Source organism: Roseburia sp. 499 (genome assembly GCF_001940225.2).
Taxonomy (GTDB): Bacteria; Bacillota; Clostridia; order Lachnospirales; family Lachnospiraceae; genus Petralouisia.
In genome coordinates this window covers 2660996-2674650 of sequence record NZ_CP135164.1, presented here as the reverse complement: position 1 = coordinate 2674650, position 13655 = coordinate 2660996, and the positions used below count along the sequence as shown (strand labels likewise).

The window sequence follows — 13655 nt, the reverse complement described above, 5'->3', positions numbered from 1 at the left end:
ATGCAGCTGAAGAAGAGCCAGATGATAAAATGTGGGATAATAATAACTTGTCTTTGGTTTACCTTTTTTTTATATATTTTGTACGGACAGAATATGTATCTGGCTATAAATTTTGAAAGCTGTGAGAGAAGCGAAAAAAGTGATAGCTATAGTATTATAGCGTATGATGGGGTTACGAATTATAGGGAAGAAAAGAGTGGGGGAATATATGAGAAGAGTGTAAGAGAAAAGTTTCCATTAGGATTTGATGAGGATTTAAATGTAAATATTTATTTAAACCCTATAACTGAAAAAGTTAAAATTAATAATATTTCTCTTTATTATAACCAGATTAAGATAAGTGAAATTGCAGGAGAAGAGGTTACAAGAGAATTTGGACTGGAAAATGCGAAAGTAGCAGAATTATCAGAGAAAAACATTACTTTGGAGAATGCCGGAGAGAGTGCTCCAATTTTGCTATGGAGAAATTACGGACAAGAGTTAAAAATGATACATATAATACAAGGAATGAAAGCGTTTCAACTTCTGGTTATTGTATGTTTTATTAGTGTACTGATAATTGAGATAAATAAGAGAGCAGGTATGTGGACGACTCAAAAAAAATGTCTAAATCCGAACATAGTTATGTTAGGACTGTTAGTTGTAGTAAGTGGTCTGATTTTTTTCTCATATTTGACAGGAGAGAAGTATTTTGCGTTTACAATGTCGGATATAGCAAGTGATTCAATTAATCAGATTGTGCCAATAACAATGCAACAGGCAAGAGAACTGGAAAATATAGGAGAAGTGTGTCCCTGGTCATTTGAATATGGATTAGGTGGAGAGGCACAATGTGATATATTTAATTATATGATAACTGTTTTTGGAAGCAAAAATGTATTATATATGTTAGGAGCAGCAACTGTTTTAAAGTGTATTTTAGCGGGAATGATTTTCTTTCAATATACACGTTTGTTGGATATTTCAAATAGTCTGAAATATGTTGCGGCTATGTCATATGCATTTTGTGGACACATGATTGTAAGAAGTGGGTGGTTTGGATACTCAAAGGAGGTAATATTTGTTGCTTTTCTTATTTTTGCAATTGAAAAGTGGGCAAAGGATAGCAAGTGGCAATGGATACCACTCGCATATGCGCTGCTGTTTTGCTATAGTGGTATTTTTGTAACGATAATTTGGATAGTGGTGGGTTGCGGATACTATATTATGAGAAGGTCATTACAGAATGGAACTTGCGTTTCTGAAATTGGGAAAAGTATTGGGATTTGGGCTATATTTATTGGAGTAGGAGGCCTGATTGCAGGATATAAATTAATTCCTGCAATTTTGGAAATGGTAAATAGTAACAGGGTACATTCTATGGTAAGTAGTATAGGTGGAACAGAAAGCAATATGATTCAATATTTTATTCCCTATACGTGGCGTGAAATTGCAAAATCTGTATTGCGTGCATTTTCCAATAATATTTTGGGGGTGAACAATTATAGGGGAGTTCAAAATTATCTGGCAGATATACCATTATATAGTGGTTTGTTTACAATATTGTTGGCACCACAAGCATTGGTAATAGGAACAAAAAAGGAGAAAAAATGGAATCTTGTTCTGTACTTAATATGTGTATATTATATTTGCTTTCCTACTATTAGAAGTATTGTAAATGCATTTTCTGATAGGTATAATTCAAGAATGAGTTCCTTTTGGATAAATGTTGTATTAATTTATATTGGAGTCCATACATTGAATCACATCATAAGGGAGAAAAAATGTGTAGAGTGGCTTCTTATACTAACAATGGTAATGGAAAGTGTATTTCTTATTTTGAGTGCATGGAAATTAGGTAGTGTTGATGCCCAAAAAGAATGTATAAAAGCAGTTATATTCCTTTTGTTATTAACAAGTGTATTACTTTGTTTTTTACATAAATGGATAAATCAGAAAACGGCAAATGGATTAATTATTTGTTTGAGTGCTTTTGAGATTGTTTTAATTTCGTATCCTGCTGTAAATGACAGATATGTTGTTACAAAAGATGAGTTGAACAATGCCTATGAAGATGGAACAACAGAGCTGCTAAGTGAAATAAATGATAATAGTTTTTACAGAGTGAATAAAACATACCAGTCGGTAGGATTAAATGATGCTTTGTATCAGAACTATTCAGGAACTAGGTCTTATTTGGGCGGGACTACGCATTCAAATGATTTGCTGGATTTTACTGAATCAATTGGCGTAAAAAATATGTATTCCTCAACTTCATATTTGCTAGGGTTTGATGGATTGAATTCTGTTAATACCATGCTCGGAGTTAAATATAATTTAGCGCGGGATGAAAAACAACCATATGGATATGAAATGGTTAAGAATGAAGGTCATTTGTGGCTTTCAGAGAATAAGAACAGCTTGCCATTGGGGTTCGGGTATGATTCTGTAATATCAGAAGAAAATTATTATGAACTGAATGTTTATGACCGCAGAGAGGTTTTGCTGAATAGTGTAGTAGTGAAAAATGATAGTGATTGGTTGGAAACTAGTGGAATAGAAAAAATATCGAGCTATAATGAATATGAAACAATTGCAGATAGGAGTTCCAATGTATTAAAATTTAATGATACAGAATCATATGCAAATTTATTTGAGAATAAGATACTTCAGATTCCACATCAAGGGAAAGCAGTTTTTGACGTAGAGGATACAGAAAGTGGAAATTTGATTATTTTTACAGATGTTAATTGCTCTACAAGAAGTAACACATATGTTACTTATCGGTATAAAATGGAAGATGGTTCTTATGAAGATATTACAAGAATTCTTTATTTGCAGATAGGTAAAAATCATGTTCGACTTGATATAGATATGGAAAATTTGAGTCAAATTGTGATTCGAACAGAAAGGGCTGTTGAGTTTGAAGTAGATAATTTATCCACTACCTATATGGATGATAGTGTTTATGCTTCTTATGAACAAAATTGTCAGGATAGAAGAAAAGATGTGTTAGAAATAGTAGAAATGGAAGGGGACAGGATTAAGGGGAAAATTACTAATACAAGTTCAGATGTTTTATTTCTTTCTATTCCTTACGACGAAGATTGGCATATTTATGTAGATGGGCGAGAGGTAATGGTCGAAAAGTTGAACATAGCATTTATAGGATGCCGTATCCCGAAGGGAGAACATGATGTAGAAATACGTTTTGAAAAAGACGACCCGTATATCCTTTATTCATGTGGCGCTTTTTTGGGATATGTATTTGCGGAAATTGTAGTAGAAATGTATAGATACAGAAAAAAGAAACGTAGTGCAATAGCGAGGAAAAGGTAGATGAAATAATGCCGAAAAAAGAGGGGTAAGAATAATTATTTTGATTCACATTACGGTAGTATACTGAGGTGTTTGCAATGGATAAATCATTATATGAGGAATCTGTTGTATACAGAGTAAGTAAACTGATATATTTGATTTGAACTAAGTTAAAAATGGTGAAAGGCAGTAGAATTTTATTATCGAAAAAAGTAAAAGGAGTTTAAATGCGGAAAAGGATTATTGATACAACACTGTTTTGTGGAATTATTGGAATTGTGCTTATTATATTATTTCATAACTATATTTGGGGAGAAAAGTATTTTTTGTTTTCCAATGTAGTTGAGGATGGTGTGGTGCAGTTTTACCCGGAATATTACCAAAAGGCTCAGAATGGTATAGGAAATTCGTTTTCTTTTTCATCTTCTTGGGGAAGTGCCAGTTCGAATTATGATCCTTTTGTCATACTAATAGGTATATTTGGAAGTAGACATGTGGCATATATGATGGGCATAGTTATGATGATAAAATGTGCGCTTTCCGGCTATGTTTTTTATGCTTTTTTAAGAGAAAAGGGAATGGAAAGAGTAACCTGCATTGTATTTGGTTGCTGTTATGCATTCTCTATTCAGGTAATTGGGGGAGGATGTTGGAAAACACAGGCCGAAGTGGCAATGATTGCAGCAATATTTTTATGGGCAATTGAAAGGTGGAAAAAGAAGAGGAGTTTGCTACTTTTTGCAATTGGAGTTGTTTTATCTATATTATGCCTTAGTTTATACTTTCAGTTAATGTTAGCGGTATTTTTACTATTATATGTTATAGCAGAAGTTTATCAGAGTGGATATAAATCGAAAAAACATTTTTCGACCATTCAGAAAAAAGTAATTGTTATCTGTAGCATTGTATTCCTTGTTGTGGTTGCAGGAATATTATATCAAGAGTTAACTGACATTTTTCATAGTTATCGTTTTCAAACAGGAGTGCAAAGCTTTGGAACAGAATGGAAGAAGACTTTTTCCTATGAAAATATAAAGATAATTGCCACTATGATGATGAGGACTCTTGCACCAAATGTAATGGGGATTCCGGGAGCAAATGAATATTATGGAAGAGATACAGGTTGGTATATAGGAGATGGTTCATATTATTGTGGAATTTTAGCTCTTTTGCTAATTCCGCAAGTTTTTCATCGTGATACCCAAAAAAGAAATATTGTGGTTGCAACAGAATTGACAATTTGTGGTATGATTGCCACTTGTCCGGTTTTTCGTTTACTTATTAATGGATTTGCTAATGACATCTATAAGTTATCCAGGGTGTGGGTAATTATAATTATGCTGATGACAAGCGCCACTGCGTTCAATGAGATAATAACGAAGAAAAGGAGAATTAAGGAAAAACGCCTTCTGATAACCTGGGGGATAACAGTAATAGCGATAGGAATTGTATGTTTCAAGTTACGAGAACGTATTTATTACTATGACATTTTTATGTATCTGCTTATTTCCATGTTGGAAGTTTTGGGATTATGTTTATACAATAGAAAAAAAATTATAAATGAGAAAGTTCTGCAATGTGGATTTATAATTTTGACAATGATAGAAGCCGTTTCATTTAATTATAAGTTCATAAATAATGATGATGCTGTTAAGAAAGATGATTGGATTACCGGATATTACAATGACGGAACAACGGAAATATTGGAACAGACGAATGAGAAAGAAATATTTGAACGAGTGGATAAAACATATTTGAGTGTTCAGATGAATGATGCACCTGTGCAGGGATATAATGGAACCTCGTATTATATTGGTGGGGTTGGAAATAGTGAATTCACGGATTTGGTGACGGCAACTTCTATTCCAACGTTAAGAAAAATGCCGGGATGGTGTTTGGGGATAACTGGAAATATCTATCTTGAGTCAATGTTCTCGGTGGATAAGTTGATTTCAGGCAGTGATAATTGTTCAAACTATGGATTTTATTTGGAGAATACGCTTGACAATAAGTATTTGTATCAGAATAACAATTCATTGCCGCTTGGATTCTGTTATGATAAGGTGATTTCAAGTAGTATGTTTGAAGAAATGGATCCATTGGAGAGAGCAGAGAGTCTTCTGAAATATGCCGTAGTAGAGGATAAAAATGAGGAGTTTAAGAAATGGAATACTGGCTTGAAGGAAGAACAAAAGGAAATGAAGTCGATATATAAAGATGAAGTGGCAGACTATGCAGTGGGTTCAGTGATTGAGTTGCCAGTAGAAATTACATCAGATGAGACAATAGTAGTGGAATTACAAAATGAGGAGGAGGCAAGTGTTCATGTCTGCTGGGCGACAAATGATGGAAGGAATGGTTATCAATATGCCAGCTGTTATGAAAAAAATGGTAAGACTAAGACAGAATTCAGTGGGCAGGATGGAATAAAGTATATTACTATATATGATAATATGGATAACACAGTGGAAAATATAGATAAGGTTAAGATTAGTATTTTTTCATCGGCAGAATATTATGAAGAGTTTGAAAATGATGTTAGTGCAAGAAAGAGAAATGTTTTAGATATTCAGGAATATTCGGATGAATATATTTGCGGTACAATTGAGAGTGAAAAGGACCAACTGTTATTTCTTTCCATTCCGTACAGTGCTAATTTTAAATATTATCTGGACGGAGAGGAGGTACGGAAGGAAAGAGTGAACATGGCTTTTACAGGCCTATATCTGCCAGCGGGAACACATCAGATGGAGGCCATTTATCAGAAGAATTTTTGGAAGGATAAGTTTGTTGTTTCGGTAGTGGTGATGCTTGTATGGGTAATACTTACAAGCATGCAGAGAATAAGAAAGAAGCGTAGTTTGAAGAATTAGGAGAAAAGAATTCTATACAATGTTTTTGTTGAATCCAACCAAAGCGATATGCTATAATATAAAACATATAAGAAATGTTTCACAAAATGCGAAGGAGGAATTCTATGAAAAAAAATTTAGTTTCTAGTCGTATGTTGAGATGCTTTGGAGCTTTTTTACTTTCATTTCTTCTGATTTTTCCATTATTGGTTCCAATGCAGGCAAAGGCAGCAACAGGATTAATGGGAACAAGAGCAACAGCAGCTGATGTGGTAGCGGCTACATCTACAAATAAGAAAGGCATTCAAGGCACTGAGTTTTGGACGGATAGCAGTGATACGGAATTCAAAAATTCTGTAACGCATGTTTACATGAATTTAGAACTTACCAGTATCATCAATACAGATGGAACCGGAACTCCATATGTATACAACGGAAAAACATACTATTTCAATTATGAAAATTATGTAAAAATTTTTGAGTGGAGAATTAGAGAATTACGTGCGGCAGGAAAAGTCATTACGGCTGAAATATTGATGGGGTGGACGGAAGACCCACAGTTACAGAAATTGATTTATCCTGGCGGACGAGAAGCTGGACATTTCTATTATGCGTTAAATGTTCAGGATGCGGAAGCGGTTGAAACATTAAATGCAACATTTCATTATTTAACAGATGTTTTTGGACAGTCTGACTGTTTTATTCAGAATTGGATTTTAGGAAATGAGATTACAGCACCACAGCATTATAATTATTGTGGAACATATGATGTTAATACGAATATTGATATAGCGGTAAAATCTTTTGATCTTTTGTATAATGCAATCCAGGACAACAGTCCTTATTCAAAGGCATATGTTTGTCCGACACATAACTGGTATGATAATTTAGTAGGAACAGGTATTCCAACGAAAACATTTATTGATGGATTTGCAGCAAGAGAGCAGGGAAAGAACTGGAATATTGCATATCATGCGTATCCTAGAAAGATGGATAAGACCATGTGGAGTAAAGACGCAGCAGCAGATATGTCACATGATATAACTTCCAACTTTGTGTGTGCTGCTAATTTAGAGGTTCTGACAGATTATATCAAGAATACATATGGAAGCTCACATCGTATCATTCTTTCTGAACAGGGATTTGATTCAGCAACTCTTGGAGAGGAAGCACAGGCAGCCAGCCTGGCATATCTGTATTATGCAGCAGCAAGAAATGATATGGTAGATGCCATGATGTATGTTCAGTACAAGGATAACCTGGGAGCTACCGGTGCGGGACTTTATCAGGGATTGGTGAATGCAGATGGTACCGGACGACAGGCATATAATGTATTCAAATACATGGATACGCCACAGGCAGCTTCCGTGGTAGACCCATATATGCGTTATATTACGCCAAATGATAGTGGGACACCGATTACAAGTTGGACGGATGATATTATCTGGAAGGCAACACCGACAAGTGCTACGTTGACATCAGCACAGCTTTATATTCCGGATGGACAGACCGGACCGTGTGTTCAGATGGCCATGAGTGCTACAACGTCCAGCAGTACAGATTTGGAATACAGATGGTTGGTATATGACCAGAGTACCTGTGTATGGGAAGTTGTGAGCGGTTGGCAGTTAAACCAGAATATTTTAAACTGGTATCCGGCAAAACAGGGGAATTATCTTGTACAAGGTGAAGTTCGTGTGGCAGGAAACCCAAGCTCTATACTTACTGCAGCAACGGGATATCAGTATGGAACAGTATCAACACTGTCTTCCGTAGGAATTTATCTCTGGCAGTATGAGAATGGTTTGATTGAAGGAGGAGCTGTTGTAAATGATGGTGTAGATACTTCAGGATTATCTTATCGCTGGCTAGTGTATGATGTGAAAAATGGACAGTGGATTCAGGCAAGTGACTGGTCAGGAGATTATGGAATTCATTATAGACCGAGTACCAGTGGTGACTATTTAGTTTACTGTGAGGTAAGGGATAATGCAGGCAGAACAGTCAATACAACGGTAGGAGTGAACTACCGTCATGCAATCAAGGCAATCTGCCAGATGCCGGATCCAAATGGAAACGGATATTTGATTGGTATTCAGAGTTTTAATAATCCGGGATATTATTACGAGATGCAGATTTTAGATTGTAACTTGTATGTACAGGGATTAGATGCATGGATTTACACAACCGGAAAGTGTGGAGCACAGGATACGACCTTGTGGACAACATGGAAGCCGGTACCGGGATATTATTGGACATTATTTAATTTATATGACGCATCCGGAAATCTGATAGATCAGCAGTGTTATGGGTTTACAAATGCAGAGTAGGTAGATGAAATCAAGGGAGACCATTCGTGGTTTCCCTTGATTTTACTATCATTTGTTGCTTTTCATTTAAAAGTATTAATGTTATAGTATTAAGTAGGATAAAATTTACAAAGGAGATAACAAATGAGAATAGCAGTAGCAGGAACGGGATATGTAGGCTTAGTAGCAGGGGTGTGCTTTGCCGAAAAGGGACATGATGTAATGTGTGTCGATGTAGATGAAAAAAAGGTAGAAATAATGAAGTCTGGCATTAGTCCAATTTATGAACAGGATTTGGAAGAACTAATGCAGAAGAATTATAAAGAAGGACGATTGGACTATACCACAGATTATCAGGCAGCTTATCGGGATGCAGAAGCAATTTTTATCGGAGTAGGTACTCCGGAGCAGCCGGATGGTTCAGCTAACCTTTCTTATATAGCAACCGTAGCAAGACAGATTGCTGAGAATGTGGAACGGGACTGCTTAGTAGTAGTTAAGTCTACGGTTCCGGTAGGAACGAATGATAAGGTAGAGCAGTTTATTCATGATTTCCAGAAAAATAAGGAGATTAAGATTGAAGTGGCAAGTAATCCGGAGTTTTTAGCTCAGGGAACAGCGGTAAGAGATACGCTGCATGCAGCCAGAATTATTATTGGAACAGAATCGAAAGAGGCAGAGAAGAAGTTGATGGAGATTTATGAGCCATTTGATATTCCAATCGTATCTGTAAATCGTAGAAGTGCAGAAATGATTAAGTATGCAAGTAATGACTTTTTGGCATTAAAAATTTCTTATATGAATGACATTGCGAATTTGTGTGAGTTGGTAGGTGCAGATATTGAAGATGTGGCAAAGGGAATGTCCTATGATGAGAGAATTGGAGAGAAATTCTTAAACGCAGGAATAGGCTATGGCGGAAGTTGTTTCCCGAAGGATACCAAGGCGTTGGAATATCTTGCAAGACAGAACGGATATGAATTGCGTACGGTAAAGGCGGCAATTGAAGTCAATAAGGCGCAAAAGACATTGCTTTTGCATAAGGCAATGAAGCGTTTGATTACCTTTCAGGGATTAAAGGTAGCAGTGCTTGGACTGACATTTAAGCCTGGAACCGATGATTTGCGAGAAGCACCGTCATTAGAAAATATTCCTCTTTTATTGCAGGCAGGAGCAGATATTTATGCATATGATCCGGTGGGAGTAGATAATTTTAAAAAGCGTTTTCCGGATGGAATTACATATGTAAGTACTCCGGAGAAAGCATTGAAAGAGGCAAATGTGTGCTTTATTTTTACAGAGTGGAATGAGATAAAGATGGTAGAACCTCGAAAATATGCAGAACTGATGCGTACACCACTTGTATATGACGGAAGAAATATATATCGTCCGGAGGAAATGATAGAAGCAGGAGTGGAATATTATTCTGTTGGAAGATAAATAATTTATTATTTGAGAAGAGATATAGGAGGTAGGTTATGAAGAAGGGTTTTTTACATGCAATTGGGATTCTGGGAATGATAGTTGCACTTTCCTTAGGAGTGAAAATGCCGGCAGAGGCGCATACTACGGGAAGTTTGCAATGGAGAGATGGAGCGTATCATTTGTATGATGCAAATGGAAACTTAGTTATCAATGATTTTGTATTTGATGGTGAATATACGTATTATGCGCAAGCAGATGGAACGCCAATGAAGGACCGTTTGACTTATCATCCGGATGGGGAACACATTATTTATTTTGATGAGTATGGACATGAGGTATTTAGTGCATTTCAGTATTGTGAAAGCGTAGGATATACCTGTTACTTTGATTCACAGGGATATATCTACAAGGATCAGATTACATTTGTTGATGGAGATGTAGTATATCTGAATGCGAATGGTAAAGTGGAGGATTCCGGTTGGTTTCAGTTTGCCAATGGTGTAGACTATGGTTATGCGAATGAGGATGGGACCTTGAAGAATAGTCGGTTTGATTATGATGCCTCAGGAAGAGTGGTATATTACCACTGGAATGGTATGGTGGCGAGAGGTTTAATATCGGATGGTTTGTGGTATTACAGTCTTGATACGGGAGACGGACATTATCTGGGACGTTTTAAGGCAGCAGGAGTAGCAAGTTCTGATACTTATGAATTGCAGGTTTTGGATTTAGTGAATGAGGAACGGCTTAGCAGAAATATTGCGCCTCTTAAGTTAAACACACAAGTACAGCAGGCGGCACAGGTGAGAGCGGTGGAAATATGCAGTTATTTTAGCCATACACGTCCGGATGGAAGAAGTTGTTTTAGTGCATTGGATGAATATGTAACAGATGGATATTGGGGTGCCGGAGAGAATATTGCAGCAGGACAGGCATCCCCGCAAGAGGTAATGAATGCATGGATGAATTCACCGGGACATAAAGCGAATATTTTAAAGAAAAGCTATACTGAGATGGGAATAGGATATTACTATAAGGCGGATAGTATGTATAAAAAACACTGGGTGCAGATGTTCATTAGTAGATAGAGAATATAGGAGAAAACATATGAGGAAAAGCATAGGCGTTAGAAAAGGGATATTATTGTTTGGGGTATTTCTGTTAATGTTATGCTTTTGTGGGAAAATGCATGTCCGGGCAGCAGAAAAATGGCAGACCAGAGACTGGTCAGAGTGTGGAGAAACACGGTATTACTATAATCAGTTATCAGAAAGAGAAAAGGAATTATATGATGAACTGGATGGTGTGTGTAATCGTTTTTTGACCTCAACAGAAGATGCTGTTATTGAGAATTATCTTAATTGTAGTTATATTGCTGATGAACTGGATGGGAATGGACTGACATCGGATGAAGTAAGCAAGGTAGCAACATATTTTAAATGGGAAAATCCGCAATATTATTTTTTGAAGTCCGTAGATCGGAGTCAAATTGTGGATTCTATTACGGGGACTACCTATATTGTTTCTATACAAGTATATGATGAGTTTGCAAGTGGAACACAAAGAGCAGGATATACAGCTCAATTATCGAATGAATTGGATGAGTATTTAAATGCAGTAGCAGGTGTGAGCCGAGATTATGATAAAGTAAAAGTAATGCATGACCTGATGTGCAATAAGATTGAGTACAGTACAAGTTTGGATAACGGATGGGATCAGCAGTGTGTGAGTGCTATGACTGGGGACCGAAGAACGGTATGTTCAGGATATGCACATACTTTTACACTGTTATGTAATGCTGCCGGACTAGAGTGTATCAGAATAGAAGGCACTGTAAGCCCAAGTGGTATGTCGCATGCATGGAACAAGGTATTAATTGACAACGTCTGGTATAACGTAGATGTTACATGGGATGATCCGGATGGGGGATATCCACCGGTACGGTATGATTATTTCTGCATTTCGGACAACACATTGTATCAGAATCATACCGCATATAAAAGTCTTGTGGGGGTAATTCCTGTTTCAAATTATGATTATGTTGGCAATGGTTGGGTGAAAGGAACAGACGGGGAACTGCGGCTTTTAGATAGTAATGGAAATACGGTGAAGAATCAGTTTGCCTTTGATGGTGCTTATACTTACTATTTGCAGGCAGATGGAACACCAATGAAGGATAGATTGACTTATCATCCGGATGGGGAACATATTATTTATCTGGATAGCAATGGACATGAGGTGTTTAATGCATTCCAGTATTGTCCAAGTGTAGGATATATCTGTTATTTTGATTCACAGGGATATTTGTATAAAGATATGATTACTTTTGTAGGAGATAAAACTTACTATTTGAATGGCAATGGAGCGATGGAGCAGAATGGCTGGTTTCAGTATATGAATGGCAGGGATTTTGGTTATGCCAATGCCGATGGTACTTTGATGGATGATGGATGGGGATATGATCCATATGGCAGAGTGGTCTTTTATCATTGGAATGGAATGGTGGCACGTGGTCTGATTTCAGATGGTAAGTATTATTATAGTATGGACCAAACAGATGGACATTATCTGGGATCTTTTCCGGTATATTAAGTGGTATGAATAAGGAGAGGGAATTATGAAAAAACAAGTAATGCAGACAATTACGTTCTTCGGGGTGGTTCTTGCCTTGTGTTTTGCCACAAAGTTGTCAGCAGAAGCGCATACAACAGGACAACTAGTGGAGGAAGATGGTAAGCAGTATTTGTATTCAGATGGACAGAAGGTTATCAATGATTTTGTGTTTGATGGAACTTATACCTATTATGCACAGGCAGATGGAACGCCAATGAAGGATAGATTGACTTATCATCCGGATGGGGAACACATTATTTATTTTGATGAGTATGGACATGAAGTATTTTCATATTTTCAGTATTGTTCTGAGGTAGAATATACTTGTTATTTTGATTGTCAGGGATATATCTATAAGGATCAGATTACATTTGTTGATGATAAAGTGTATTATTTGAATGCGAATGGTGCAATGGAGCAGTCAGGTTGGTTCCAATTTGCGAATGGTAGAGATTACGGTTTTGCAAATTGGAATGGAGTATTAGAGAGTAATGGATTTAGTTGGGATACATGGGGGAGAATAGTATATTATCATTGGAATGGAATGGTGGCGCGTGGATTAATTACGGATGGTAATGACTATTATAGTTTTGATATTAATGATGGTCATTATCTGGGAAAGTTTCCAACGGGAAATCCGAATCCGCTATATGGACCCAATACATATATTGTGGGTGTGAATATTCCGGTGGGCGAGTATTTTCTTTTCAACAATGGTGAAGGTGTAGAGTTTGCAATTTTCGCGGAGAATGGAAAGAAGATAAGAGAAGATAGAGGGGGACAGAATCTGATTTTCACAGTATCAGAAGGTCAAATATTATATATTAATGATGGGATTGCAACGGCTGATTTAGCGTCACAACAGGTGGATACGACGCAGCGGTGGTTGAATGCCAAAATAGGAGTGCATTTACAGCCGGGGGTATATCAGATAATGTCAGCCGGTTCTTATTACAGTGGAAATGCATATTACGAATTATGGACTGATGCTTCCTTTTTGAGCGATGTGGCAGACAGTTATTATTTTGATTATACCGGTGAATGTGTAACTGTAAGAGTGTCTGAAGGACAGCTATTGACTACATGGAATGCATATATTACATATTTAGGACCATAGAGAAAATCAAAAATAAAAAGATGTTGAAAGTTAATACAACAA

7 protein-coding genes are annotated in these 13655 nt (G+C 36.6%); all 7 read left to right on the top strand.

Annotated elements, in window-relative coordinates:
• The gene (locus tag BIV20_RS13115; RefSeq protein ID WP_075721217.1) at positions 1-3318 is read left to right on the top strand and encodes a YfhO family protein; all 3318 of its coding nucleotides are present in this window, start codon (positions 1-3) and stop codon (positions 3316-3318) included.
• A 206-nt stretch (positions 3319-3524) separates the two neighbouring features.
• Complete coding sequence (locus BIV20_RS13110) at positions 3525-6170, top strand: YfhO family protein (protein WP_075721218.1); 2646 nt, start codon at positions 3525-3527, stop codon at positions 6168-6170.
• Positions 6171-6274: 104 nt separating this feature from the next.
• A complete protein-coding gene (locus BIV20_RS13105) occupies positions 6275-8479 on the top strand; it encodes a DUF5722 domain-containing protein (RefSeq protein WP_075721219.1) in 2205 nt (734 codons plus the stop codon).
• 123 nt (positions 8480-8602) lie between these two features.
• Positions 8603-9898 carry a UDP-glucose dehydrogenase family protein gene (locus tag BIV20_RS13100; protein WP_075721220.1) on the top strand — a complete coding sequence of 432 codons (1296 nt, stop codon included), beginning with the start codon at positions 8603-8605 and terminating at the stop codon, positions 9896-9898.
• 38 nt (positions 9899-9936) lie between these two features.
• Positions 9937-10971 (top strand): CAP domain-containing protein, encoded by a 1035-nt coding sequence (locus BIV20_RS13095; protein WP_075721221.1) that lies wholly within the window; start codon positions 9937-9939, stop codon positions 10969-10971.
• Between the two features lie 19 nt (positions 10972-10990).
• Positions 10991-12475 (top strand): transglutaminase domain-containing protein, encoded by a 1485-nt coding sequence (locus BIV20_RS13090; protein WP_075721222.1) that lies wholly within the window; start codon positions 10991-10993, stop codon positions 12473-12475.
• A 25-nt stretch (positions 12476-12500) separates the two neighbouring features.
• Positions 12501-13613, top strand: a complete 1113-nt coding sequence (locus tag BIV20_RS13085) for a hypothetical protein (RefSeq protein ID WP_075721223.1) — start codon at positions 12501-12503, stop codon at positions 13611-13613.
• Positions 13614-13655: the final 42 nt, after the last annotated feature.